17 protein-coding genes and 4 pseudogenes are annotated in these 25731 nt (G+C 67.0%); 6 read left to right on the top strand and 15 right to left on the bottom strand.

All coding sequences use genetic code 11. The features are described 5' to 3' along the window. Positions 1-463 precede the first annotated feature (463 nt). From ACFC0O_RS44775 to ACFC0O_RS44755, 5 genes are all read right to left on the bottom strand, one after another. Positions 464-2227, bottom strand: a complete 1764-nt coding sequence (locus ACFC0O_RS44775) for an SDR family oxidoreductase (protein ID WP_375968394.1) — start codon at positions 2225-2227, stop codon at positions 464-466. A 44-nt stretch (positions 2228-2271) separates the two neighbouring features. Next, positions 2272-3381 (bottom strand): PDR/VanB family oxidoreductase, encoded by a 1110-nt coding sequence (locus ACFC0O_RS44770; RefSeq protein ID WP_375968614.1) that lies wholly within the window; start codon positions 3379-3381, stop codon positions 2272-2274. Between the two features lie 5 nt (positions 3382-3386). Next, positions 3387-4292 (bottom strand): metal-dependent hydrolase, encoded by a 906-nt coding sequence (locus ACFC0O_RS44765; protein WP_375968393.1) that lies wholly within the window; start codon positions 4290-4292, stop codon positions 3387-3389. A gap of 131 nt (positions 4293-4423) precedes the next feature. Further along, on the bottom strand, positions 4424-5500 hold the full coding sequence (gene mraY / locus ACFC0O_RS44760; protein ID WP_375968392.1) for a phospho-N-acetylmuramoyl-pentapeptide-transferase: 1077 nt from the start codon (positions 5498-5500) through the stop codon (positions 4424-4426). 103 nt (positions 5501-5603) lie between these two features. Beyond that, positions 5604-6014, bottom strand: coding sequence for a PaaI family thioesterase (locus ACFC0O_RS44755; RefSeq protein WP_375968391.1), 411 nt, complete (start codon positions 6012-6014; stop codon positions 5604-5606). Between the two features lie 117 nt (positions 6015-6131). Between ACFC0O_RS44755 and ACFC0O_RS44750 the strand changes: the two genes are divergently transcribed. Further along, positions 6132-9362 (top strand): BTAD domain-containing putative transcriptional regulator, encoded by a 3231-nt coding sequence (locus ACFC0O_RS44750; RefSeq protein ID WP_375968390.1) that lies wholly within the window; start codon positions 6132-6134, stop codon positions 9360-9362. A 39-nt stretch (positions 9363-9401) separates the two neighbouring features. On the opposite strand, the gene ACFC0O_RS44745 is transcribed toward ACFC0O_RS44750, so the two are convergent. Continuing rightward, positions 9402-10772 carry a serine hydrolase domain-containing protein gene (locus ACFC0O_RS44745; RefSeq protein WP_375968389.1) on the bottom strand — a complete coding sequence of 457 codons (1371 nt, stop codon included), beginning with the start codon at positions 10770-10772 and terminating at the stop codon, positions 9402-9404. A 276-nt stretch (positions 10773-11048) separates the two neighbouring features. Here ACFC0O_RS44745 and ACFC0O_RS44740 point away from each other — a divergent pair, with 276 nt between their 5' ends. Then, a complete protein-coding gene (locus ACFC0O_RS44740) occupies positions 11049-12080 on the top strand; it encodes an alpha/beta hydrolase (RefSeq protein ID WP_375968613.1) in 1032 nt (343 codons plus the stop codon). A gap of 76 nt (positions 12081-12156) precedes the next feature. Here the strand turns inward: ACFC0O_RS44740 and ACFC0O_RS44735 are convergent, their stop codons facing one another. The 3 genes from ACFC0O_RS44735 to ACFC0O_RS44725 all read right to left on the bottom strand — a co-directional run bounded on the left by ACFC0O_RS44735 (position 12157) and on the right by ACFC0O_RS44725 (position 15514). After that, positions 12157-13770, bottom strand: coding sequence for a flavin-containing monooxygenase (locus ACFC0O_RS44735; RefSeq protein WP_375968388.1), 1614 nt, complete (start codon positions 13768-13770; stop codon positions 12157-12159). Positions 13771-13909: 139 nt separating this feature from the next. After that, positions 13910-14281, bottom strand: a complete 372-nt coding sequence (locus ACFC0O_RS44730; RefSeq protein ID WP_364638300.1) for a metalloregulator ArsR/SmtB family transcription factor — start codon at positions 14279-14281, stop codon at positions 13910-13912. A gap of 3 nt (positions 14282-14284) precedes the next feature. Further along, a complete protein-coding gene (locus tag ACFC0O_RS44725) occupies positions 14285-15514 on the bottom strand; it encodes an MFS transporter (RefSeq protein WP_375968387.1) in 1230 nt (409 codons plus the stop codon). Between the two features lie 80 nt (positions 15515-15594). Here ACFC0O_RS44725 and ACFC0O_RS44720 point away from each other — a divergent pair, with 80 nt between their 5' ends. After that, positions 15595-16398, top strand: coding sequence for a hypothetical protein (locus ACFC0O_RS44720; protein ID WP_375968386.1), 804 nt, complete (start codon positions 15595-15597; stop codon positions 16396-16398). Between the two features lie 219 nt (positions 16399-16617). Here ACFC0O_RS44720 and ACFC0O_RS44715 read toward each other — a convergent pair whose 3' ends face one another. Then, complete coding sequence (locus ACFC0O_RS44715; protein WP_375968385.1) at positions 16618-18300, bottom strand: TerD family protein; 1683 nt, start codon at positions 18298-18300, stop codon at positions 16618-16620. Positions 18301-18404: 104 nt separating this feature from the next. On the opposite strand from ACFC0O_RS44715, the gene ACFC0O_RS44710 reads away from it, so the two are divergent. Beyond that, a complete protein-coding gene (locus tag ACFC0O_RS44710) occupies positions 18405-18893 on the top strand; it encodes a hypothetical protein (protein WP_364638288.1) in 489 nt (162 codons plus the stop codon). Positions 18894-18917: 24 nt separating this feature from the next. Here the strand turns inward: ACFC0O_RS44710 and pabB are convergent. The 3 pseudogenes from pabB to ACFC0O_RS44695 form a co-directional block, all read right to left on the bottom strand. Continuing rightward, positions 18918-20327, bottom strand: a pseudogene (gene pabB, locus ACFC0O_RS44705) (aminodeoxychorismate synthase component I); the annotation flags it as partial. 99 nt (positions 20328-20426) lie between these two features. Then, positions 20427-20921, bottom strand: a pseudogene (locus ACFC0O_RS44700) (GNAT family N-acetyltransferase); the annotation flags it as partial. Positions 20922-21017: 96 nt separating this feature from the next. Further along, positions 21018-21518, bottom strand: a pseudogene (locus tag ACFC0O_RS44695) (anthranilate synthase component II); the annotation flags it as partial. 125 nt (positions 21519-21643) lie between these two features. Here ACFC0O_RS44695 and ACFC0O_RS44690 point away from each other — a divergent pair. Next, positions 21644-22699, top strand: a complete 1056-nt coding sequence (locus ACFC0O_RS44690; RefSeq protein WP_375968384.1) for a phosphotransferase family protein — start codon at positions 21644-21646, stop codon at positions 22697-22699. A gap of 122 nt (positions 22700-22821) precedes the next feature. Continuing rightward, a complete protein-coding gene (locus ACFC0O_RS44685; protein WP_375968383.1) occupies positions 22822-23418 on the top strand; it encodes a DinB family protein in 597 nt (198 codons plus the stop codon). Here the strand turns inward: ACFC0O_RS44685 and ACFC0O_RS44680 are convergent. Together ACFC0O_RS44680 and ACFC0O_RS44675 are read right to left on the bottom strand one after the other, a co-directional pair. After that, a pseudogene (locus ACFC0O_RS44680) lies at positions 23415-24413 on the bottom strand (agmatine/peptidylarginine deiminase); the annotation flags it as partial. The gene ACFC0O_RS44685 and the pseudogene ACFC0O_RS44680 overlap by 4 nt on opposite strands. 112 nt (positions 24414-24525) lie before the next feature. Next, entirely contained in the window at positions 24526-25716 is a 1191-nt protein-coding gene (locus ACFC0O_RS44675) for a serine hydrolase domain-containing protein (protein WP_375968382.1), read from the bottom strand. Positions 25717-25731 lie beyond the last annotated feature (15 nt).

Genomic DNA, 25731 nt, shown 5'->3' with positions numbered 1-25731 from the left:
CCGCCTCCACCACAGCCGCCTCCACCGCCGCAGCCGCCCCCGCCACACCCGCTACCGCCACCGCAGCCGCCATGACCGTGCCCGCCGCCGCAACCGCCGCCGCCGCAACTTGCCGAACCGCTGCTGCCGCTGCCGCCGTATTTGCTGCCGTAGCGGTAGCTCGAACTCCGATTGCGGCGCCCCCGACTCTTGATCTCCGCGCGATTGCTCGACCAGATCAACACCGCGACCGGCACCGCCAGAGCCACGAAAATGATGCAGGCAATGATCCCATGCATTGCGATTCACCTCCCCGGTGTCATTTGTTGTAATTGAAAACTACAGCGCCGCAAGACGGCTCGACAGACCCCGCAATTCGGGGAATGGAAATGGGTGTGAACGCCCGAGCTGCTGGGTACACGCAATTTCGGGACACGAAAAAGCCCCCCGCGGATATCCGCGAGGGGCACATGCTTATTTCGTGTTACGTGAGCTTCACGCGCGCCGCGAAGAACCGCGCCACGGCCGGCGCGAAGCGGTTGAAGCGGTACTGCAACCAGGCTTCCGGGGTCACCGGCACCACGTCGCGGTTCTGCTCCACGGCCTTGAGGATCTGCGCCGCGACCTTCTCCGGACCGTAGCGGCGGGCCGCGTACAGCTTGTCGAAGCGCTCCTGCTTGGCGGCCTCGACCTCGGCCGAGACACCCGAGAAACGCGTGTTGGCAACGATATTGGTGTGCACGATACCGGGGCAGATGGTATGTACGCCGATACCCTTGCCGGACAATTCCGCGCGCAGGCAGTCGGAGAACATGAATACCGCCGACTTACTCGTCGAGTACGCCGAGAAACCGCGCTGCGGCGTATAGGCGGCCATCGACGACAGATTGACGATATGCCCGCCGAGCCCGCGATCGGCCATGGCCTTACCGAAGGTGCGGCAGCCATTGATCACGCCGTAGAGATTGATATTGAGCACGCGATCGAATTCCGCGGCGGGCGTGTCGAAGAAATCGCCCGCCTGCCCGATGCCCGCATTGTTGATCAGGATGTCCGGCACCCCGTGCGCGGCGATCACCGCGGCGGCGTGCTCGGTGACCGCGGCCTCGGAGGATACGTCCAGCTGGTACGCGTGCGCCGTACCGCCTTCGCGCGCAATGAGTTCCGCGGTCTCCTTGGCGGAATCGAGGTTGATGTCCGAGAGCACCACCTCCGCACCCTGCCGGGCGAAGGCCAGCGCGGTCTCACGGCCGATACCGCTGCCGCCGCCGGTGATGACCAGCAGCTGATCCTCGAAAGGCCGCTGCTCCCGGCCGACTTCGGCACGGCGCAGCGCCCGCGTGGTCTCCCCGGTGCGCAGCGAATCGATCAATTCGATGGTCGAGGTGGCCAGCAGTTCCGGATGCGAGAACGGCAGCCAGTGCCCGCCGCCGACCTCGCGCCGGTACAGGTTGGGCGCCCACTCCTTGGTATCGGCGTACGGTGCGGCGCGCACCGCCACATCGCGGCGCGCGATGACCAGCTGCACCGGCACCTCGGTGCGACGCTCGCGCGGACCGGTCACCCGCTGCACGATATTGGCGCGGTAGATCCGCATACCGTCGAAGAAGTCGCGGCGGAACTCCGGCCCGAACTTGATGTTCTCCGGCGAGGTGTCGTTCATCAGCCCGACGAACCGCGACCACACCTTCTCGGTGCCCAGGGGGCGCAGCAGTACGCGCGGCAGCACCGGGGTCATGAACAGGCCGGTGTAGGTGGAGGACAGCAGCTGGGTGAACGGCCCCCACAGCTTGCCGCGCGCCACGTTCTTCTGCATCCACGCGCCCATATGGTCCAGGTTCGGACCCGATACCGAGGTGAAGGACGAAATGCGCTCGGCCGCTTGCGGTTCGCACACCGCTTCCCACATCTCCACCGAACCCCAGTCGTGCGCGAGCACGTGTACCGGCGCGTCCGGGCTGACCGCGTCGGCGACCGCGAAGAAGTCGGCGGCGAAATGCTCGAGGCGGTAGTCCTCGGTGCGATCGGTGCGGGTGGACCGGCCGTGCCCGCGGGTGTCGTAGGTGACCACGTGGAAGCGGTCGGCCAGCAGCGGCACCACCCGATCCCACAGGTGATTGTCATCGGGCCAGCCGTGCACCAGCACAATGGTTTCCGCGGACGGCTCACCGTATTCGTAGACGGCGATATCGAATTCGCCGCTGCGCACGATGCGCTCGGAGGCGGGGATGATGGTCTGTTCGGTCACGGTCTTCTCCACGAAGCTCGGAGGAATGGAGCCAGGGCTGAGGTCTAGAGGTCCAGGACCAAACGGTCACCGGTGCAACGCGATACGCAGATGAGCATGTCGCCCGCGGCGCGCTCGGTATCGGTGAGCACGGTGTCCCGATGATCCACCTCACCGCGCAGTGTGCTCACCCGGCAGGTGCGGCAGAAACCCTGACGGCACGAATACGCGCTGTCGGGGCGGACTTTGAGCACTTCTTCGAGCACCGACTTATCGGCGGGAACGTCGATGACCTCACCGGTGCGGGCCAGCTCCACCTGGAAGGCGGTGCCGTTGACCACCGGCGGCGGTGAGAAACGCTCGGAATACATTTCCACGCCGGGCATATCGCGCACGGCGTCGGCGATGGTCTGGGTCATCATGACCGGACCGCAGCAGTAGACCGAGGTATCGGGGCCGACACCGGGCAGCAGATCGGCCGCGGTGGGCAGTCCGTGCTCGTCATCGGTGCGCACGCTGACGCGCGATCCGAACGATTCCACCTCGGAGAGAAAGGGAATCGTGTCCCGGCTGCGCCCGACATAGGTCATGGTCCAGTCGACGCCGAGGCGATGCGCCATGCGGATCATCGGCAGAATCGGCGTGATGCCGATCCCGCCCGCCACGAAATGCACTCGGGCGGCGGAGGATCCGTAACCGGGCAGCACGAACGGGAAGGCATTGCGCGGTCCGCGCACGGTGACCGCCGTGCCCACGGTGAGCGCCTCATGCACCTCGAGCGAGCCACCGCCACCATTCGGTATGCGGCGCACCGCGATTCGATAGGCGTGCCGGTCGGCGGGATCACCGCACAGCGAGTACTGCCGCACCTTGCCCGAGGGCAGCTCCAGATCCAGATGCGCGCCCGGCCGCCATTCCGGCAGCGCCCGGCCGTCCGGTGCGGTGAACATCAGGCTGATGACATCGGTGTCGTGCGCCTCCACCCGGCGCTCCACCAGCACCAGCGGGGTGCGCCGGTCGTCGATGGCCGCGGGCGGCTGCTTCCGATTCACGAAAGTGGTCCAGCGCAGCCGTGATTCGGCGATCAGATCCAGCACGCGGGTGGCGCGATCGACGCGCTCCCTGCCGTACAGGTCCGCCGGCGGCGTGGCGGGAACCGGCCGGATGGTGTTCATGGTGGTCACGAGGCCATGATCCGAGCCGCCGGGGACTGCGCCAGGTAGGCCACGGCCTGCGCGGTCGAGCCAACGGGTTCGGGGCTGTAACCGGGCTTGAACGTGGACAGGGCGCTGATCAGCAGCGACGGGATACCGGGCACCGAACCGCGCCACATGCACGCGAAGATCCGCAGCACCAGCACCGGATACCGGTGATTGGGCAGCGCCGGATCCTGATGCACCAGGTACTTGGTGCCGCGCAGCAGCAGTGCGATGAAGATCGGGAAGACGAGCAGCATGAGCGCCCCGCGGCGGACATAGCCCACCCCGAAGTACTCGGCGACATCGTGCGCGACCATGCGGTGTTCGACCTCTTCGGCCCCGTGCCAGCGGAACAGGTCCAGCATCTGCGGGTCGGCGTCGAACTTCTCCAGATCGGCGTTGAGGATCCAATCGCCGAGGAAGGCGAAGAAGTGTTCCAGCGCGGCGATCACGCCCAGGCGTTCCACCAGCACCTGCTGCTGGGCCGCGGCGGTGGGCATCTCGCGGTGGCCCAGGGTCTTGCGGAAGAGGAATTCCGCCTGCCGCACATAGGGTTCCACGTCGATGCCGTGCGTGGCCAGCACCTCTTCGAGGGCTCCGTTATGGCTTTCGGCGTGCATGGATTCCTGGCCGATGAAGCCGATCATGGCCTCGCGCAGCTTCTCGTCGCGCACCAGTTCCAGGGCTTCGCCGTAGGTGACCAGGAACATGCGCTCGCCCTCGGGCAGCAGCATGCTCAGCGCATTGAGGACATGTGAGGCGATGGGTTCGGAGGCCATCCACACCGGTTTGGTGTTCGACCAATCGAATCGCACGTTCCGGGCGTGCAGGGCTACCTCGCCGGGTTCGATCACCGTACGGCGGCCCAGTTTCGGAAGTAGCTTCATCGATACTCCTGGTTAGTTCCAATGACACAACTTTGTGGCGTGACGGCCGGGCGCGGGGCCCGGTCATCGTTTGCTGCGTGAGCGTAGCAATATTCTACGCATATATGGAACCGCCAGTAACAGCTAAACCGTCAATGTGCCGTGGCGAGGTGCTCACCGTAGAAGAGCATCAGGCCGACGCCTGCGGAAATGCCCCCGAGCAGCCAGAATCTGATGATCACCGCCGTCTCCGGCCAGGTGCTCAGCTCGAAGTGGTGATGGAACGGGGCCATCTTGAACAGCCGGGTCCGGGTGGTCCGGAAGACCGCGATCTGTAGCAGCACAGACAGAATCTCGGCCACGAACAGCGCGCCGATCACCACCATCAGCAGTTCGGTGCGGGTCGTGATCGAGATGCCGGCGATAAGCCCGCCCAGCGCCAGCGAGCCGGTATCGCCCATGAAGATCTTGGCCGGATTGGCATTCCACCACAGGAAGCCGATGCAGGCCGCCGCCCCCGAGGCGCAGACCAGGGCCAGATCCAGCGGGTCGCGGACCTGATAGCAGGCCGGGCCGGGCTTGATGGAACACGCGTTGGTGTACTGCCAGAGCGTGACGATCACGTACGCGCCCAGCGCGAGAGCCATGGAACCCGCGGCCAGACCGTCCAGGCCGTCGGTGATATTGACGGCGTTCGACCAGGCCACCACCAGGAACACCACGAGTATCAGGAAGACGACCACGCCGAACGACAGGAAGGTGTAGTCGCGGACATAGGACAGGTGACGGCTGCCCGGGGTCAGGCCGGAGCTGTTCGGGAAGCGCAACGCCAGCACACCGAAGACGATGGCGGCGGTGAGCTGGCCCAGATATTTGCCCTTGGCGGTGAGGCCGAGATTGCGGCGTTTGGTGAGCTTGATGTAGTCGTCCAGGAAGCCGACGATGCCCAGCGCGGTCGCCAGGCCCAGCACCAGCAGGCCCGAGACGGTCAAACCCTCTGCGTCATAGCGGATTCCGATCAGATGCGAGCCCAGGTACCCGGCCCACATGCCGATCAGGATGGCGATACCGCCCATGGTCGGGGTGCCGCGCTTGGCCTGATGACTGGCCGGGCCGTCGGACCGGATCTCCTGTCCGACATTCCTTTTCGCGAACAGCTTGATGAGCAGCGGTGTCAGGGTTATCGACACCGCGAGCGCGATCATCACCGCGAAAAGAATCTGCCTCATCTGACCACCTCATGCTGCCGAACGTTCGTCATGACGCTATCGCCAGCAGGTACCACGGTTCACAGGCGGGTTCGGCTCAACGGGCAGCACGGGGGTGGGACGGTTAGAGCACCGCCTGCGTCTGGGTCACCTTGGCGACGAGTTTTCCTGCGTCATCCCGGATTTCGGTCTCCACCACGATGAAACTGCGGCCCGCGTGCAGCGGGCGCGCCGTCGCGGTGGCATAGCCCGAGCGCACCCCGCGCAGGAAATTCGTCTTCGACTCCACCGTAGTGGTGCCCTGCTTGCCCTCGGGCAGATTCAGGAACGCGCACACCGCACCCGTGGAATCCGCCAGCGCCATCAGCGCGCCGCCGTGCAAACCGCCACCCAGCGTGCACAGCGATTCATCCCAGGCGAGCCGACTGCGCACCTGCTCCGGACCATGCTCGAGCACCTCGATACCGAGCCGGTCCGCGAACGGCATGGTGCTGAAGATCTTCGCGCCGATCGGATCCAATGGAGATTCAGTCATGAGATCGACTGTGCCTGAAGGGAGTGATCCGCGTCGATTACCTCGCGAGTAATGCGGACTGTCCATGCCTTCACCACGGGCTCGCATGCGGCGGTGCGGTTCTGCCAGACTCGGCGGGTGCGGGTAGGTGTGTTGGGGCCGGTGGTGGCGTGGGCCGAGGATGGGACATCCATCGAGGTCGGTGGGGTTCGGGTGCGGATGTTGCTGGCCCGGCTGGCACTGGAGGCCGGTGGGGCGGTGCCGGTGGGGGTGCTGATCGACGGGTTGTGGGGGGAGGAGCCGCCCGCGGATGCGGCGGGGGCATTGCAGGCGCTGGTTTCGCGATTGCGGCGGGCACTGGGCGGGGCGGGGACCGTGGAGCTCGGGGCGGGCGGGTATCGACTGCCCGGGATCGAGGTTGATGCCGAGCGGTTCGAGGAGCTGATCAAGCGGGGGCGGCGGGAACTCGCGGCCGGGCAGTCCGAATCGGGCGCGGGGCGGGGTGAATCCGCGCGGGCGCGAGCGGAGTCCGCGGCGGCGGCGCTTACCGAGGCGCTCGGGTTGTGGCGCGGGCCGGTGCTCGGGGATGTCGAGGATGCGCCGTTCGTGCGGTCCGTGGCCGCGCGGCTGGAGGATATGCGGGCCGGGGCGGTCGAGGATCGGTTTGCCGCTGAGATTCAAGTGGGGCGATTCGCGGAGATTCTCGTGGATCTCGAGGTCGAGGGGAGTGCGCATCCGCTGAGTGAGCGGCTCGCCGCGCTGCGCATTCGGGCGCTGGCCGCGGCGGGACGGCAGTCCGATGCGCTCGCGGTGTACGAGGATATGCGCGAGCGGCTCGGAGATGAGCTGGGGATCGATCCCTCGGCGGAATTGCGCGATACGCATCTCGCGCTGTTGCGTGGAGAGCTCGAAAGTCCGCCCGTGCGTAGGGAACCCGTCGGGAGTACGTTGCCCGCTCGGTTGACCAGCTTCGTCGGGCGGGATGGGGAATTGGCTGCCGTCGCACGGCTGGTCGGGGAATCGCGGCTGGTCACGATTGTCGGACCGGGTGGGGCTGGGAAGACTCGGCTTTCGCTCGAAGCCATGTCCCGGTATGGCGGTGGACCCGTGTTCTTCGTGCCGCTGGCCGAGATCGGGGCACCGGATCAACTCGCCGATGCTGTTGCGGGAGCGTTGGATCGGGCCGCGGACGGGAGCACGACGGATAAGACCGCGCGACTTGCCGAACTGCTCGATGTCGGTGCGGCGGTACTGGTTCTGGATAATTGCGAGCACGTCATCGCGGCCGCGGCCGAACTCGCCGCGCGACTGCTGGATCGGCTGCCGCAGTTGCGGATTCTCGCCACCAGTCGCGAGCCGCTCGCCATCACCGGTGAGGCGCTGTGCCACGTGGAGCCGCTCGCGGTACCGGCATCGGTTACCGAAGCCGCTGTCGCGCAACGGTCCCCGGCGGTACAGCTGTTTCTCGATCGTGCCGTCGCCGTGCGCCCAGGGTTCATCCTGGACGATCGCACTGTCGGACCGGTCGTGGAGATCTGCCGCCAACTCGACGGCGTCCCACTGGCTTTGGAGCTGGCTGCCGCCAAACTCCGCGCCATGAGCATCGATCAGATTGCTCGCCGACTGGACGATCGCTTCCGGCTGCTCACCTCCGGCAGCCGCACCGCTCTGCCGCGCCAGCGCACCCTGCTCGCCCTGGTGGAGTGGAGCTGGGATCTGCTGGAGGATTCGGAGCGCATTCTCGCCCGCCGCCTATCCGCGTTCCCCGGCGGCGCGACAATCGAAGCGCTGGAAGCCATTTGCGCCGATGACGCGCTCCCCGCCGACGATATCGTCTATCTTCTCGGCGCACTGGTCGAGAAGTCCGTGGTGCAGGCGTCGGATGACGATCAACCCCGCTATCGCATGCTCGAAACCATTCGCGCCTATGCCGCCGAGCAGCTTGTGAACTCAGGGGATGACCTCACCGCCGTCTTCACCCATCACTACCTGGTCCTTGCCGAACAACTCGAACCTCTGCTGCGCACCGGCGAACAACTCAGCGCCATCGCGGTTTTCGACGCCGAACACGCGAATATGGCCGCCGCTCTCCGTGCAACCCAACCACCCGCCGCCGGAGAGCACGAAGCAGGGCGGTTCGATGCTGCGGGACAGGCACTGCTGGCGAGCCGGTTCACGCGGGCGATGTTCTGGTACTGGGGGATTCGGGGGATGAGCAGCCAGTTCGAGACCGCTATCGCCGGTGTCCTGCGTTTCGGTGACGAGCTACCGGAGGACGCGCGAGCGGCCTACCGGGTGATTCAGCTGATGGCCGGAGCGCCCGCCGATGAATCGGTGTCGGTGCGCGAGCTGGTCGAGGACTGCGTGCGGACCGGGGCGCTGGAATTCCATCCCGCACTGCCGCTGTGGACTTCGCTGCTCGCATTTCAAGCCGGTGAGGATGAGCTGGGGGAGCAGCAGCTGGCGCGGGCGCTGGAATGGCCCGACCCGTGGCTGCGGGCCAGTGCGCACCTCGCGCGGGATATGGCCTTCACCGGGCGCGGTGAGCTGCTCGCCGGAGCCGTGGAGCGGCGGGAAGCCCTGCGGGACTTCGAGATCGCCGGCGACCGCTGGGGGCTCGGCATGGCCCTGCTCGCGGTCGGGCGGGATCATTCGCTGCGCGGCGCGCACGACGAAGCCATCGCGGCCTTCGGGCGAGCCGTGGTCATCGCCTCCGAACTCGGCATGGAAGACGATGTCTTCACCAGTCGCACCGAACTGACCCGGGAACGCATGCGCAGTGGCGACTTCGCCGGAGCCGAGAACGATATCCGCGCCGCGCAGCGGGTGGCGGAAGAACTCGGCTATGCCCGAATGACGGCCGTCCTCGGATTCAGCGAGGCCGAATTGCACCGCCGCACAGGCGATGTGGCGCAGGCCGAGCGCGATCTGGATGTGCTCGAACAGCGCATCGGGCGGTTGCCGGTCCCCGACGGCATCGTACTCAACCGAATCGCGATGGCGCGCATGGCAGATCGGCTGGCCGACGGTTCCGCCGCCGCAGCCCGCAAACTCCTCCCCGAGGTCATCGAGGGCGCATTCGTCTACGGCGACGTCGCGGCGGTCACCGAGGCCACCGCCCAGGCGGCGGAACTACTGGCCAAATTGCAACTGCTGGAAGACGATCCATCCGCCGCAGCCACTTCACTGGGCCTGAGCGCCGTAATCCGAGGCGTATTCGACGATGGCGAACCCGAACTCCGCACCCTCATCACCGACCTCATCACCCGCCTCGGCGAACACCCCTTCCGAACCGCCTACCTCACCGGCTCCGACCTCCCCCGAACCGAAGCCCTGACCCGCCTCCGCGCCGAACTACCGATGCCCTGACGCCGAGCCGGGTGGCGGGTAGTCCGCCACCCGGTGGTGCTAGACCCTGGTGAAGAGGCGGCCTGCCAGGTCGAGGCCGGTGATCTTGCCGGAGGTGTTGCGGCTGAAGTAGCCGCGCTGACCCTTGAAGGAGCCTTCGGTGATGATGTATTCGTCGTCGTCGCCGGGGAGCAGGCCGAAGGGGAAGGGTGGGTGGTCCTGGGGGAGGTCGGTGTCGGAGGCGGCGCGGATTTCGGGCTTGATCTTGCATTCCAGGGATAGGCCCGTGTCGTCCATCAGGACGGTCATGGTCATGGCGTCGATGTCGTAGGTGCCCACCAGTTCTCGGGCGCGGTCGGGGTCGTGGGCGATCGGTTCGGGATCGGAGTCGATGACGCCGAGGTAGTGCTCGAGAGCCCAGCGGACGATGGCCACATTGGCGGGGATGCCGTCGGGGCTGGCGTTGGACATGACCGAGATGGCGAAATCGCGTTCGGGCACCAGCAGCAGCTCCGCGAACTGGCCGAAGGCCGAGCCGCCGTGGCCGACGGTGCGGACGCCGTCGACATCGCGCAGGAACCAGCACAGGCCCAGGGCATCACCGAGGGTGCTCGACTTCAGTTGCACGGTGGGCTGTTTCATCAGATCCAGCCACGCGGCGGGCAGGACGGTCTCGCCATCCTCGGTGGTGCCGTCGCCGAGTTGGAAACGCGCCCAGCGCAATTGCTCGGTGACCGTGGAGGAGATGCCGCCGCCCGGGTTATTGGCGCGGGTGCCGTTCCAGGCGCGGATCACCGACAGTTCGCCATCCTCGCCGCGCTCGTGGCCGACCGAGAAGCGGCGGGTCATGAGCTCATTGCGCAGGTAGCCGGTGGCGGTCAGGCCCAGCGGGGCCAGCACCCGGGTGCGGACGACATCCTCGAAGGGCTGCCCGGTGACCTTCTCGATAACGCGGCCCAGCAGGTTGTATCCGGCCTGGCTGTAGGAGGCGCGCACACCGGGCGCGGCGATGAGCGGGATCTCCGCCAATTCGGCGACGAACCGGGCCAGCGCGTCATCGCCCTCACCGGTGTCGTTGATGACATTCCATTCGAGTCCGGAGGTGTGATTCAGCAGCTGCCCGACAGTGATTGTCGCGGCGGAGGTTTCGTTAATCAGGGTCAGTTCCGGTACGTAGGTGCGCACCGGTGCGTCGAGTTCGATCTTCCCCTCGGCGACCAACTGCATGATCGCGGTGACGGTGAAGGTCTTGCTGACCGAGCCGACGGTGAACAGCGTGTCCTTGTCGACGGGCAGCGGATTCTCGATACTGGTGACGCCGTGCGCGGCGAAGATCTCGCGGCCGTCGACCCGGATGCCGACGCTGATGCCGGGGATGCCGAACTTCTCGGCGGTGGCGGCGACGAATTTCTGGAGCGCGATTTCGGACATTTCGATTACCTCTTCCGTGGTGCGGTGGCGGCTCGTTCGGTGCCGCTCATCCGGTCTGAAATCAGCTTGCCGAGCGCCGCTGACAGTCGGCCGACAGTGCGCTGACAGCGCCGGACCGATCATCGACAGCACGGATTCCGGGGTGCTTCGCGCTGGTCAGGAACCTCTCTCAGCGGCCCATCAGGTTCGCGCTAGCAAACGCTCAGTGAACTGGGGCAGGCTTATTTCTTTCCGAGCGGAAATAGCCATCTGAACGAGGAGATCACCCGCGTGCGATTGTCGAAGACCTTGGGCGGCGCGGTTGTCGCGTTGACCGCAACCGTCCTGCTACCAATCGCCGCGGGTACCGCGTCCGCCGCACCGGAATCGGCATTGAGCCCCTCCGGCACCTCCGCTGACGGCTCCAAGATCGTCTCCAGCGCCCCCGGCGACGACCGCACCGTGAAACTCCAGGTCTACTCGGCCGCCATGGACAAGAACATCGAGATCGATGTGCAGCGCCCCGCCGACACCTCCGCCCCGGCCCCGGTGCTGTACCTGCTCAATGGCGCGGGCGGCGGCGAGGATTCGGCCACCTGGCAGAAGCAGACCGATGTGCTGAACTTCCTGTCCGATAAGAACGTCAATGTGGTGCAGCCGGTCGGCGGTCAATTCAGCTACTACACCGATTGGCGCGAGCCGGATCCCAAACTGGGCGTGAACAAGTGGAAGACCTTCCTCACCGAGGAGTTGCCGCCGCTCATCGATCGGGCGTTGAACACCAACGGGCGCAACGCCATCGCCGGACTCTCGATGGCGGGCACGTCGGTATTGCAGCTGCCCATCGCCGCACCGGGTCTCTATCAATCGGTGGCCTCGTACAGCGGCTGCGCCCAGATCAGTGATCCGCTGGGCTACAACTTCGTCAATACCGTCGTCGCCGCGGGCGGCGGCGATTCGGCGAATATGTATGGCCCGCAGGGTGATCCGATGTGGGCCGCCAATGACCCGTATGTGCACGCCGATCAATTGCGCGGCGTCAATCTCTATATTTCCAGCGGCTCCGGCCTGCCCGGCCCGTGGGACACCCTGGACGGCACGCACACCCTGCCCGGCGTCGGTGGCCTGGCCAATCAGGTCACCGTCGGCGGCACCCTGGAAGCCGCGACCAATTACTGCTCGCATAATCTGCAGGCCAAACTCGGCCAGCTCGGCATCCCGGCCACCTTCAATTTCACACCGACCGGAACCCACTCCTGGGGCTACTGGCAGGATGACCTGAAGAATTCCTGGCCGGTGCTGGCAGCCGGACTCGGCCTGCCCGCCTGACCGGAAGTTCTTCGCACACAAAGACACCGGCTCGCCTCCAAGGGGATGTGGAGGCGAGCCGGTTTCTCGTTACCGATTACGAGCTGAGTTCGAAGCTCGGATACCCGCTGTCGCGCTCGTCATCGCAGAACCGGCGGTAATTGCCGAAACCGCCGATGTACGGCATGAATACGCGCTTCTTACCCTCCACATTCGCGCCCATGTACCAGGAGTTCGCCTTGACGAACAGTGTGCCCTCGGCGACCTCCATGAGGTGATCGGTCCATTTGGCCGCCGCCTCCTCGCGGGCCTCGACCTGCCGAATCCCCTGTGCGCGGCAGTGTTCGATGAGCGCGAGCACCCAATCCAATTGCTGTTCCGAGTGCAGCACCATATTCGCCATCACCGACGGGGTGCCGACGCTGTTGATGCTGAACATATTCGGGAAACCGTGAATGCCGAAGCCCAGGTAGGTGACCGGACCGTCGGCCCAGGTGTCCCGCAGCCGGGTATCGCGCGCGCCCCGGATGTCGATGCGCAACAGCGCGCCGGTCATGGCGTCGAATCCCGTTGCGTAGACCAGGGTGTCGATCTCGATGAACTTGTCCCCGGTACGAATGCCGGTGGGGGTGATCTCCTCGATCGGTTCCCGGCGCAGGTTCACCAGCGTGACGTTCGGGCGATTGAACATCTCGTAGTAGCCCGAGTCGGTGCAGATGCGCTTGGTGCCGATCGGATGATCGGTGGGAATGAGATCCGCTGCCACGGAATCGCTCTCGACCTTGGCGCGAATCTTGGCGACCGCGAAATCGCGCACGATCTCATTGGCCGCGATATCGCTGTTCTGATCCGGGAACACCTTGTTGAACAGCACGCCGCCGCCGTTCCAGCGGTCCTCCATGGCGGCCTCGCGGTCCGCGGGGCTCATCTCCAGCGCCTTGGTCTGCAGGCTGGGATGCGGGGTCGCGGCGGGGGCGTAGTAGGACTTCTCCCGGCGCTGCCCGTAGGTGGCGCGGATATCCTGCTGCTCCTGCGCGGTCCACGGCCGATTCGGCATGGGCACACTGAAATTGGGGGAGCGCTGGAAGACGGTGAGCGCCTCGGCCTCCCGGGCGATGATGGGGGAGACCTGGATACCGGACGAGCCGGTGCCGATCACGCCGACCCGCTTGCCCTCGAAGGACGCGCCCTCCTCCGGCCAGCGCGCGGTGAAAAGCTCCTCGCCCGCAAAGGTTTCCACGCCCGGGATATTCGGCTTGATCGGCGCGGACAGGCAGCCGGTGGCGAAAACCACGAAGCGGGAACGGAATTCATCGCCCGAGGCGGTGGTGATCGTCCACACGGCCGCTTCGTCATCGAAATGCGCGGCGGTGACGGTCTGCTCGAAACGGTAGTGGCGCTTGAGATCGAAGCGATCGGCCACATGCCGGATGTAGGCCAGGATCTCCGGCTGTGCGGCGAAACGCTCCGTCCAGGTCCAACTCTGCTGCAGATCGTCATCGAACGAATAGGAGTAGTCCACGCTCTCCACATCGCAGCGCGCGCCCGGATAGCGATTCCAGAACCAGGTGCCGCCCACATCCTCGCCGGCCTCCAGGCCCAGCACGTTCAATCCGGCCCGGGCGGCCCGATGGACACCGTAGAGACCGGCGAATCCGGCGCCGATGATGATCACATCGTTTTGTTCGGCCTGCTCGGCGCTGGCATGCATGCGTGCCCTCTCGACTTCATTCAGAAACTATTTCGATTAGGCATATCGTCGAGCGCGCGGCGACCGGCCGCGAGGGTACGTCCCACTGACCAGGAGACAGACGAGAAAAGACCCGTTCGGAACGACGGGGGAGTGCGCGCTATTCGTGCGCGGGTTCACCGGTGACGATGTGATCGGCGTGGTTCAGGCCCTCCCGGACCAGGCGCGCCAGATGACCGTCCCGAATGCGATAGATGATGCGGCGGCCATCGCGCCGGGTATCCACCAGACCGGTGAATCGCAGCTTGGCCAAATGCTGGCTGACCGCCGTACGGGACGCGCCGCACGCCTCGGTGAGCGCGGTGACATCGGCTTCGCCGTCGGCCAGAATCCAGAGAATATGCAGGCGGGTGGGGTCGGACAGCATGCGGAAGGTGGCGGTCGCCGCGTCCAGGCGGGCCTGGTCCGGATCGACCGGATGCGTGAGACTGGCAGCGGCGGGCAATGGTTTCGCATTGCTCTTGCTCACCATGGCTCACCTTCCTGCCGTCACCTCACCACCCACCGGGGCGAGCGCGGGCCACACCCGCGCGGCCGTCGTAGCTGCCAGTGTAGCGATCACCGCGAGTACCACCGCCGTGATCGGCAGCCCGGCCACCGCGCCCAGCCCGCCCGCGATGGGATAGGTGAGCAGGAAACACGCGTGCGAGAGCGAGAACTGCGCGGTGAAAACCGCGGTGCGGGAGGCGGAATCGGATTCGGTGCGCAACAGCCGCGCGGACGGGGTGTTGATCATGGAGGTGCCCGCACCGAGCGCGATCCAGGTCACGGACAGCAGTGCGCTGCCGGTGAATGGGCCGAGCAGCGGGATCACCGCCGCCACGGCCAATGCCCCCGGCAGGATGCGGCATCCGGTCAACATGACCGCGCGGTCCGGGACGCCGGTCAGGATCCGAGGCAGCATGAGCGCCACCAGCATGGAGCCCAATCCGAAACAGCCCAGCGCCAGCGCCACATCGGAATTCGTGCCGCCGAGCCGATCCCGGACATAGACGACGGTATTCACCACGACGAGTGAAGTAGCCGCCGCCACAACCAGATTCATGGCCAGCAGGCCGCGCAGCACCGGGCGCCGCGTCATGATGCGCGCCCCATGCGTGATCCGTGCCCACAGTGGTCCGGAACTGTCACCGGTGAGCCGGGGCAGGCGCGCGGCGCGCACCATGGTCGCCGACACCACGAAACCGGCCGCGGTGCCGACGAACAGCGCGTGATAGCTGATCACCGTGAGCGCGGCGGCCGCCAGTATCGGGCTCAGCAGCGATTCCATGTCGTAGGCCAGACGCGATAGCGACAGCGCCCGGGTGTAATCCCGCTCATCCGGGAGCACGTTGGGAATCACCGATTGAAATGCCGGGGTGAAGGTCGCCGACGCCGATTGCAGCAGCGCGATCAGCAGATAGATCTCCCAGGTGCGGGTGATGAACGGCAGCGCCAGCGCGATCGCGGCGCGCAGGACGTCCGCCGAGACCAGCAGCACGGTGCGCGGCACCCGCTCGGTGAGCGCCGAAATCACCGGCGCGACAGCCACATACGCCAGCATCTTGACCGCGAGCGCGGTGCCGAGCACCACACCCGCCCGCGCGCCCGCCAGATCGTAGGCGAGCAGGCCGAGCGCGACGGTGAGCAGGCCGGTACCCAGTAGCGCGACCACCTGCGCGGTGAACAGTCGCCGGAATCGAGTGTGCCGCAGGACATCGAGCATGGCGCCGAGCATACGCCAATGAGTGCGCAGATGTGCACATGATGTCGTGTAGCGGGCGGCAGGCGGCTATCCTCGCCGGTATGGGGAGGAACCCGGCGGTCGGCACCGCGGCCGCAGTCGCCGCACTACTACTTTCGGGCTGCGATTCACATGGCAGCGCCGAACCCGCGCCGAACCTCGCGGGCAGCGCCGCCCCGGTCGTCTCGACCACCGTCGCGCCCACCGGTGAACCCGCCACCCCGCCCAGTGCCGCCCCCGGCGCGGTGATGCAGCCCTGCGGCGATATCGGCACGGCCGCAACGGCTCCCGACTGCCGGCTGCAATCCCACGATATCGCCGGACTCGGCTTCGAGATCCGGCATACCGGCAGCCGGGCGCATATGACCACCACCGTCGCGGTGCTCGATGCGAACGGCTCGGCCCGCCAGACCATCGTGGAATCCGATACCGATGTCGCCGGAACCGTCCCCAAACTCCGCGATCTGGACAATGACGGACGCGATGAACTGATCATTCCGCTCGCCCTGGCCACCGCCAACGCGCGCTACGCGATCTACCACGCCACCGGTGACGCCCTCGACTATCACCGCTCGGGCGAACTGGCCGGAGTCGGTATGGACACCTCGGCCGCGAACTACGTGGTGGTGTCCTCGCGCGCCGGTTATGCCGCCTGGGATATCGAATTCTGGACCTTCGTGACGGACAAATTGCATCCGCTGCTGACCGCCCAGGTCCGCCCCATCGACGACGGCAATGGCAAGGTCGCCGGAACCACCTGCACCACAATCGATTCCGGCGGACTGAACATCACCGGACTGAGCCTCGGCGAGGCCACCCAGCAGTTCTGCGCCGAACCCGCCGTGCAGCGCGTGCGCCGCAACTGACCGGCCCCCGGGCGACTACGCCGCGAAGGTGACGGCGACTGCGCCGCGCGGACCATACGTACCCCGGGAGAAATACGGGGTATCTCGGGGGAATTACCGATGTCGTGCCTGGTCACGGCCGCCGAGAATGGAGTCAGGTCATAGACCCGGCTCCATCGGATCTGGTGACGGCGTCCCGACAGCGTGGTCGGGGGGTTTGCGCAATGGGGCGCACGACGGTCAGAGATTGGCACCCTTCGCGCGATTACAGGCGCGACACAGGATCTGGAGGTTGGCGGCGCTGGTGGCTCCGCCCCGGCTCAACGGAATGATGTGGTCGAATTCGAGATAGTGGCTCTCGCCGCACTCGACGCATTTACCACCGTCCCGCTGCCAGACCTGGGCCTTGATCTCCTGCGAGATACTGCGCGTATCGCGGCGGCCCGGTGACAGCGTCAGGCGTTTGGCCACCCGCAGCGCACCCTCCATGGTGGCGGCGACATGATCGGGATCGGCCACCTCGAAGACCGCGCCGCCGCGCGCGGAGGTGGCGGCCACCGAGACCCGGCCGCTCATCGCGGTCACCGAAACCACACGTGCCCAAGGCATTTCGGTGCCGGTATCCGGGCCGGTGAAACGCAGCTTCTTATTGCTGCAAATGAGGCGGCCCTCGGTGAGCTTGGGACCGCGCGCCAACTGCCTGATGTGGATGGCGGGCACATTCAGATGCAGGCGCTCCGCCGGATCCAGGTGCAGGCCGGTCGCGCCCAGCACCGGCAGCTCACCCGAGCGCAGCCGAGTCAGCATGCGGCCGCGCCCCATGCGACGGCGCAGATCCTCGATGAGCGGACCGTCCAGCGCCAGCGCGGCGATCGCGGCCTCGAAATCGTCCAGTTCGGACTGATCGATGACCCCGTCCGCGAACGCGAACGTCACCAGCCGTTCCATATGGTCCTGCGCCGCGGGCCGCAGCGTGCCGAATCCGGCCGCCGCCTCGATGCGCTGATAGCGCAGCGCCGCCCACAGCTTGTCCCACTCCGAACCCCGCGGTCCGGCGGTGCGCAAGACCCGTTCGGCGCGGCCGCGCCACCCCGACAGGTACTTCTCGATCTCCTCCGAGCATTCCCGGCACAGCGCCGGTCCGCCGAACAATCGCCACCGGCGCGGCCGCCCGCAGCGCGCACAGTGCCGGGCGTCCACGGACAGTGCCGCGCGCGTGGTCGCCGTCCACGCCTCCCCATCCCACCACCGCAGCCCCGGCCCATGCGGATCCGGATGCCAGTCCGCCCGTTCGGGATTCGGCGGCAGCACCGGCGGCGCGGGCGGCACCTCCCGTTCGATGGCGAATCCGCGCCGCCCCGGACGCGGTGACGGCTCCGAGCCGGGCGCACGGGCGGGCGGCTCGGCCCGCCCCGCGTCGGCCGGATCATCCACCCGCACCCCGAATTCGGTGACGATTCCGGCCAATCCGCTCGCCCACCCCTGGGCGATGGCGCGGAACCGCCAGTCGCCGTCGCGGCGGTAGAACTCGCCGAAGAGCATGGCGCGCACCGGTTCCGCCGCGGTGACCTCGAACCAGGCCACCGGGCGATTGTGGTCGAAGACGGTGAGGATCAGGCCCGGGACGTCGGCGAAGGAGCCGGTCACCGAACCGGTCACCGCGATCCGCGCGACCTCGGATTCGGTGCGCGGCAGGGAAACCGACAGCCGCGCGGTGCCCGGCGCAGGCTCGGGATCGAGCGTCACCGCCTGCGAGACGTGCCGGGGCGCGTTGAAGAAAACGAAATCTCTGTCCGAGCGGACCAGGCCGTCATCGGCCAATAACAAGGCGTGCGCATCCACCTCATGATCGGATTGCCACGAAAGGACAACCGTCAGAAGCGATGTCGGAACCGGCGCATGGCCACCCTTGGTGAGTTTCATTGTGATCGAACTATGCCACGCACCCCCGACAGCTTCGGAGCCGCCGGAAAACACCCGGTCCGAACGTGATTTACGGGAGGCCGCCACTGCGGCACAGTGGACTCATGACCTCACCGAAGGAACCGGGCCAGCAGCCGCCGCGCGGTAAGCCGCAGGCCCCGCGCGTGCCCATGCCCAGCGATATTCTCGCCGCCGCACAGGCCGCGGTGCTGGCCGCACAGGCCGCGGCGGGCGATGCGCTCGACTCCGCCCAGCTCACCGCGACCCAGGCATTCGACACCGCCGTGCGGCTGCCACCGGCGTCGATGCAGTTGGCGGCGCAACTGCCCGACCTCATCGAAAACCTCACCATCGCGATCGAACGCCTCAACTCCACCATCGACCGCCTGGACCGCACCCTGGCGCTGGCCGAGCCGGGTTTCGTCGCCTACGACAAGCTCCTCACCCGTCTGGAGAGCCTCAGCGCCGTCGCCGAGGACGCCTTCGGCCGCCTGGAGAAGCTCCCCGGCGTCTCCCTGCTCGGCCGCCTCACCGGAGCCATTCGCGAGACCGCCGCGCCGGAACCCGCGCCCAAACCCCGTCGCATCAAATAGCGTTCGCGCCCGGATATCGCGCGTTCAGGCCGAGGGGAGGGGCGCCTTCGGCGCGACAGCCAGGCCGGGCAGGGCGCGCAGGGCGGTGGCGGCCTTCCAGAGCATTTCCTGGTATTCGTCGTGCGGGTCGGAGTCCAGGACTATCGCGCCGCCCGCGCCCACGCGCCAGGAACCGTTGTGGCGCACCGCGGTTCGAATGACGATATTCAGGTCGGCGGTGCCGCCGAGGCCGAGGAAGCCGATGGTGCCCGAATAGATGCCGCGGGCTTCGGATTCCAGGGCGTCGATGATCTCCATGGTGCGCAGCTTCGGCGCACCGGTCATGGAGCCGCCGGGGAAGCACGCGCGCAGCGCGTCGATCACGCCGAGTCCGGGGCGCAGGGTGCCGCGCACCGTCGAAACCAGTTGGTGCAGAGTCGTATACGTCTCCACCGCCATGAGCTTGGGCACGTGCACCGAGCCGATCTCACAGACTCGGCCCAGATCATTGCGCAGCAGATCCACGATCATGAGGTTCTCGGCGCGCGTCTTGGGATCCAGCGCCAGGGTTTCCGCCAGCCGATCGTCCTCGCCGGGCGTCTCCCCGCGCGGCGCGGTCCCCTTGATCGGTTTGCTCTCCACCGTGCGGGCGCGATCCAGTTTGAGGAAACGCTCGGGGGAGGAGCACGCCACCTCTAGGTCCTCGAAACGCAGAAAAGCCGCGTAGGGCGCGGGATTACAGCGCCGCAGCGTGCGATAGACGCTCAACCCGTCGCTGTCGGCGGGGAGGTACGCGCTGTCGGTGATGCAGATTTCGTACGACTCGCCCGCGTGCAACTGTTCTTGGCACGCCGCGACATCGGCGAGATACCGCTCCCGGCCCCGGGTCAGCAGCGGCGCGACCACGCTCTCATCCGTGCGCAGCGCCAGATCCGGCGGATTCTCCCAGGTCGGCAGCGTCTCCACGATCGCCCGGGTGGCGACGAGCCAATCCCGCGCGGCGGCAGGCGAATCCGAAGTGGCGGTGCGGGATTCGGCGAGGGCGAGCAGGTGGGTGCGTCCGGCCTCGTGGTCGACCACGATGACGCGATCTGCGAAGAGCCACTGGGCGTCCGGGGCGGGGGAGTGATGGGCGGTGCGGGCTCCGCAGTCCGCCTTCATCTCGTAGCCGAGGTAGCCGACGTAGCCGCCGACGAAATCGAAAGGTACGTCCGGGAATTCGATGCGGCGGCGGCGTAGTTCGCCGGATAGGTAATTCAGCACCCCGCCGGGCACCGTGCGGGTGCCGGTCGCGGAATCCACCTGCACCGCACCGGATCCCACGCGGTAGCGGACCATTTCGGCGAGCGGACCCGATCCGTCGCCGAGGAAGGAGAAGCGGTCCAGGCCGGGTTCCACATGTTCGCTGTCCAGCCAGAAGGCGGCCGGTGCGTCCGCGTAGAGCCGCAGGAACAATGCCTCGGTGTCCACGGCGCGGTCTATCACGACCTGTTCCACCGTGTAATCGATTGCGGGCAGGGTGCTTTCGGTCTCCGGGGTGAGTGGCTCGGCGACCATATCGTCGGCGAGCATTTCCATCATCAGCCCGTCCTGCCAGCTGCCGTCACTGCCGCGCTGGTACTGCCGCATCCGGCCGACCGGGCGGAACCCGGCCTTGCGATAGCAGCCGATCGCCGCGGCATTGTCCGCCGCCGGATCGATGACCAGCCGGTGATGGCCCTGCTCGGTGAACAGATGCCGGGACAGCGTGCGCACCGCGTCGGTGCCGATACCGCGCCCGTGCAATGCCGGATCGAGGTAGATATCGATTCCGGCGTGCCGGTATTCGGGATCCTCTTCCGCGTACCACTGGATCAGCCCGGCCACCCGGCCGTCGTATTCGATCGCCCAGCCCCGCGAATCCGGGTCCGCGAGTTCGGCTTCGATCTGCGGGTTCGGATCGGTGTCGGTCTGCCACCATCGGCGCACCTCGGGTGTCGCCCGAATCGCCGCCAGCGCGGGCACATCCGCGCTCTCGGCGGGCCGCAGCGCCACCACCGCGCCGCGCAGCCATCGGCGTCCGGCGTGAAGGGTGGTGAGGGACTTGAAGTTCCGCAGCAGCTGCGCGCCGTACTCGCTGGCGATGGATTCCGGGTGGAACTGCACGCCCCACTGCGGCCGGGTGCGGTGTCGCACCCCCATGACGACACCGTCGGAGGTGGTCGCGGTGACCTCCAGCGCTTCCGGCAGTGGCCGGGCCGCCGCGAGCGAGTGATAGCGCACGGCCGTGAAATCCTGTGGCACATCGGCGAACAGGTCGCGGCCGTCATGGGTGATGCGATCCGGGAACCCGTGCCGGGCCCGCGGCGCGGCGGTCACCAGCCCGCCCGCACCGAGCACGATGCCCTGATGGCCGAGGCAGACGCCGAGCAACGGCAGTTCGGCATGCGCGATGAGCGCGGCGGAGATACCGAAATCGCGCGCGATATCGGGGCGGCCGGGTCCGGGGGAGATGACGATATTGTCGAACCGGCCGAGCTCCAACTCGGACAGCTCGCGCACCTCGTCATTGCGCACGACAACGGGCTCCACCCCGTTCACCTCACTGATCAGCTGATACAGGTTGTAGGTGAAGGAGTCGTAGTTGTCGATCAGCAGCGTGCGCATTTGGCTGGCAACTTTACGCCACCACCGTTCGCGCCCCCGGTCTCGACCTGCGTGAACGAGGCCGAAACCACTTCTGCGGGCATATGCCTTCAGTTGTGCTGGACGGTTACGGCACAATGTGGGACATGTCTGAAGTGCAGCCGGTCGATGTGGATCGCGACATCGTCGATTTCGCCGTTGTCGGGAAGTGGATGGATGAGCAGGGCTTGCCCGGCGGTGACTTCGAGGAGGTGAAACCCCTCGGCGGCGGCACCCAGAACATCATGCTGCGCTTCAGCCGAGGCGGTCGTGACTATGTGCTGCGGCGCGGGCCCAAACACCTGCGGGCCGCGAGCAATAACGTGATCCGCCGCGAATCGCGCATTCTCGAGGCTCTCGCCGGAACCGGTATCCGCGCGCCCAGGGTGATCGCGGCCGGGGCCGATGAATCGCTCATCGGGGCCAACTTCTATCTCATGGAACCGATCACCGGCTTCAACCCGCAGAACGAACTGCCACCGCTGCACGCGGGCGATCCGGAGATCCGGCGGCAGATGGGCCTGTCCGCCGTGGAGGCCATCGCCCGGCTCGGCTCGCTCGATCACGAGGCGCTCGGACTCGCGGATTACGGTAAGCCCGAAGGGTTTCTGGAACGTCAGGTGCCGCGCTGGCTCAAGGAACTGGAGTCCTACAGCGTCAACGAGGGCTATGCCGGGCCCGAGATCCCGGGCGTGGACCGGGTCGGCGACTGGCTCGACCGCAACCGCCCCGCGCAGTGGACGCCCGGCATCCTGCACGGCGACTGCCATCTAGCGAACATGATGTTCTCCTTCGACGGCCCCGAGGTCGCGGCCATGGTCGACTGGGAGATGTCCACCATCGGCGATCCGCTGCTGGATCTGGGCTGGCAGATCGCCACCCGCCCGGAACCCGGCACCACCGGGGCCGCGCTCATCGGCACCCTCGGCGCGGTCGGCGGCCTGCCCACCGCCGCGGAGATGATCGAGCACTACGGCAAGTTCTCCGACCGCGATCTGAGCAATGTCACCTGGTACACGGTGCTGGCGTGCTTCAAGCTCGGCATCGTGCTGGAGGGCACGTATGCGCGCGCGGCCGCGGGCAAGGCGCCCAAGCAGGTTGGTGATTTCCTGCACGCCATCACCCTGGAGTTGTTCGGCAAGGCGCATCAGCTGATGGAGTGAGACCGGATTGCCGCCCCGCTCGGGCGGGGCGGCACTCGCGGTTCGGCAAACTTGTCGCGATCTTTATGTCTCCTGGCGGGATATTGGTGGCCGAAAAGCTTGCGCCATCGTACGTTGTTCGCATGCCGATCGTTCCCGATGCCAAGGACTGGACCTGGGTGCTCGAGCGCACCTGCGACGAATGCGGGTACGACCCGAGCGCCGTGCGTTTCGATGCCATTCCGGGTCAGGTGCGCAGCAGCGCCGCCGCTCTGACCGCCGCCCTCGATGACCCGAGTGCCGCTGTGCGGCCGGATGATTCGACCTGGTCCACCCTCGAATACGCCGCGCACGTGCGCGATGTGTGCCGGATCTTCGAGCATCGGCTCGATATCACCCGCACCGGGTCCGCGCGGCCCGGACCGGTGATCGGCGGATACGACGCCTCGGTCGTCATCGACGAATCCGGCATCCCCATGTTCGCCAACTGGGATCAGGACGAGACCGCGCTCGCGGAGGATTACGCCGCGCAGCGCATCGCGCAGGTCGCCGCCGACCTGCGCGATGCCGCCGAGAACACCGCTCGCGCATACGAATCCGTGCCCACCGCGGAACTCGATCGCCCGGCCAAGCGCAGCAATGGATCGCTGTTCACCGTGCGGACCCTGGGCAGCTACTTCCTGCACGATCTCGTACACCATGTGCACGATGTCGAGAAGCGGAGCGCCGCAACGGCTTAGACGCGCGGTTGCTGCTGCGTGGTGCAGTGGATACCGCCGCCGCCCGCCGCGATGGCGTCGATATTCAACTGCACCACTTCACGATCGGGGAACAACCGCGCCAAGGTGGTCTTGGCGGCGGCATCGCGCGGGGGATCACCGAACTCCGGGGCGATGACACCGCCGTTGCAGACGTAGAAGTTGATGTAGCCCGCAGCGAAATCGGCGTCGATCCACTCCGGGCGGACGGTGTCCGGGCCCTCGATCACCTCCAGGCGCAGCGGCCGCTCATGCTGGTCCGTGGCCTCGCGCAGGATCTGCACGTGCGTGCGGGTGACCTCGTAGTCGTAGGCGTCGGGATCGTTCTCCAGCCCGGCCACCACCACGCCCGGCCGGGCGAAACGGGCATAGAAATCGGTATGGCCGTCGGTGATATCGCGACCCGCGATACCCGGCAGCCAGATGATCTTCTCGATGCCGAGCAGGCGTTCCAGCTCCTGCTCCACCTCCGGTTTGGTCCAGCCCGGATTCCGATTGTCGTTCAGCACACAGCTTTCGGTGATGATGGCCAGGCCCGCGCCATCCACCTCGATACCGCCGCCCTCCAGCACCAGTTCGGTGTGGACCGCCTCCGCGCCCGCCTGCGCGGTCACGAAACTGGCCGCCAGGGCATCCTCGGCATGCTCCTGCTTATCGCCCCAGCCATTGAAATTGAAGTCGACACCGGCCTGCGCGCCGGTCTCGTCGACCACGAAGACCGGACCGGAATCGCGCAGCCACAGATCGTCCAGCGGCGCTTCCCGCAATTCGATATCGGGGCCGACCAGACCGCGTGCCACCGCCAATTCCTCGGGGCGCACCAGCATGGACACCGGTTCGAAGCGCGCGATGGCGCGGGCGATATCGGCCAGCGTGCGCTGCGCCATCGGTAGCAGATCCGCGGTCCAGACCCGTTCGCTCGCACCGAAGGCCATCCAGGTGCGCTGGTGCGGGCGGCCTTCCTCGGGCATGCGGTATCGCTGCATCGAACGGCTCCTGACCTCGTGGGCGCCCGTCCGGATATGCGGGCAAACCGCTGGCGAATACGAGGTTAGCCGCTGGGACCGGCGGTCCCGGGTAGGAACGCGGTCACACGCTGCGACGCAAAGCCTCGCGCAGATTCCGGGAGCGCACATCGTCCAGCACCGCCATGCCCAGGCGATTCATGGTGTAGCCGAAGCCCAGACCCGTTGCCGGATCGGCGAATCCGAAGGAACCGCCGTAACCGGTGGTGCCGTACGCGCGGGCATCGGTGCCGAAACGGAAACTGCCGCAGGACTTCCGGAAACCCAGGTGATAGCGGCTCGGGGTGAGCAGCACCAGATCCTCGGCCGGGACGTCCTTCGCGGTCTCGGCGGATGCCAAGCGGTCCAACAGTTCCGCGTCGATGGGCAGCTCACCGGTGCCGCCCGCCGCCGCGCCGTACACCCGCGCCAGCGCGCGAGCCGTGCCGACGCCACCGGCGGCCGGGCTCTCCACCTCCAGGAATTCCCGGCGCGCGGCGCGCGCGGGCGCACCCACCTGCGGAGAGTTCAAGGCGCGGAACGAGAGTCCGCGCTTGGCGTACAGCTGTACGCCGATGCGCACCGGCAGATCGCGCTCATAGCGCAGGATATCCAGGCCCTCGGTGGCGGAGAGTTCGGCGACCCGATCCAGCGAAACCGATTCCGGCAGGCCGATATAGAAGTCCAGGCCGAGCGGCTTCGCGAAATCCTCCGCGAACACCTGCCCCAGCGTGCGATGCGCGGGATCCACCCGTCGAATCAACTCACCCTGATACAGCCCCGCGGTGATCGGGTGATACCCGTGCCGGGTTCCCGGTCGCCACAAGGGTTTCTGCGCGGCCAGAATCTCGGCCAGGCCGTCCAGATCGGCCATATCGCGCAAGCGCACCGTGCGATCCAGCGCCGCCAGGCCCGCCTGATGATCCAGCAGCTGCCGGACGGTGATCGACTCCTTGCCGTGCACCCCGAACTCCGGCCAGTACTTCGCCACCGGAGTCTCGTAATCGAGCAGCCCGCGCGATACCGCGGATGCGATGACGAAGGCCGTCATGCCCTTGGTGGACGACCACACCGGAGCCATGGTGTCCCGCTCCCAGGCCACCCGGCGCTTGCGATCCCGATGACCCGCCCACAGGTCGACCACCGGCCGGTCGCCATCGAAGACGGCGACCGACGCGCCGATCTCCCCGTGCGCGGCGAAGTTCCGCCGAAAAGCATCCGCGACCGCACCGAACCCGCTGTCCACCTCACCGTGGACCGTGACCTGCTCACTCATGGTGGGTCCGATCGT

The organism is Nocardia sp. NPDC056100, assembly GCF_042266325.1.
Taxonomy (GTDB): domain Bacteria; phylum Actinomycetota; class Actinomycetes; order Mycobacteriales; family Mycobacteriaceae; genus Nocardia.
This window is presented reverse-complemented; position numbering and strand designations above follow the sequence as displayed.

What these genes read in the sequence shown, in the direction of transcription:
- ACFC0O_RS44710 (WP_364638288.1), top strand. Translation starts at nt 18,405, where the DNA reads ATGACCTCACCGAAGGAACCGGGCCAGCAGCCGCCGCGCGGTAAGCCG.
- ACFC0O_RS44720 (WP_375968386.1), top strand. Translation starts at nt 15,595, where the DNA reads ATGGGGAGGAACCCGGCGGTCGGCACCGCGGCCGCAGTCGCCGCACTA.
- ACFC0O_RS44675 (WP_375968382.1), bottom strand. Translation starts at nt 25,716, where the DNA reads ATGAGTGAGCAGGTCACGGTCCACGGTGAGGTGGACAGCGGGTTCGGT.
- ACFC0O_RS44725 (WP_375968387.1), bottom strand. Translation starts at nt 15,514, where the DNA reads ATGCTCGATGTCCTGCGGCACACTCGATTCCGGCGACTGTTCACCGCG.
- ACFC0O_RS44690 (WP_375968384.1), top strand. Translation starts at nt 21,644, where the DNA reads ATGTCTGAAGTGCAGCCGGTCGATGTGGATCGCGACATCGTCGATTTC.
- ACFC0O_RS44745 (WP_375968389.1), bottom strand. Translation starts at nt 10,772, where the DNA reads ATGTCCGAAATCGCGCTCCAGAAATTCGTCGCCGCCACCGCCGAGAAG.
- ACFC0O_RS44730 (WP_364638300.1), bottom strand. Translation starts at nt 14,281, where the DNA reads ATGGTGAGCAAGAGCAATGCGAAACCATTGCCCGCCGCTGCCAGTCTC.
- mraY (WP_375968392.1), bottom strand. Translation starts at nt 5,500, where the DNA reads ATGAGGCAGATTCTTTTCGCGGTGATGATCGCGCTCGCGGTGTCGATA.
- ACFC0O_RS44735 (WP_375968388.1), bottom strand. Translation starts at nt 13,770, where the DNA reads ATGCATGCCAGCGCCGAGCAGGCCGAACAAAACGATGTGATCATCATC.
- ACFC0O_RS44765 (WP_375968393.1), bottom strand. Translation starts at nt 4,292, where the DNA reads ATGAAGCTACTTCCGAAACTGGGCCGCCGTACGGTGATCGAACCCGGC.
- ACFC0O_RS44770 (WP_375968614.1), bottom strand. Translation starts at nt 3,381, where the DNA reads ATGAACACCATCCGGCCGGTTCCCGCCACGCCGCCGGCGGACCTGTAC.
- ACFC0O_RS44755 (WP_375968391.1), bottom strand. Translation starts at nt 6,014, where the DNA reads ATGACTGAATCTCCATTGGATCCGATCGGCGCGAAGATCTTCAGCACC.
- ACFC0O_RS44715 (WP_375968385.1), bottom strand. Translation starts at nt 18,300, where the DNA reads ATGAAACTCACCAAGGGTGGCCATGCGCCGGTTCCGACATCGCTTCTG.
- ACFC0O_RS44685 (WP_375968383.1), top strand. Translation starts at nt 22,822, where the DNA reads ATGCCGATCGTTCCCGATGCCAAGGACTGGACCTGGGTGCTCGAGCGC.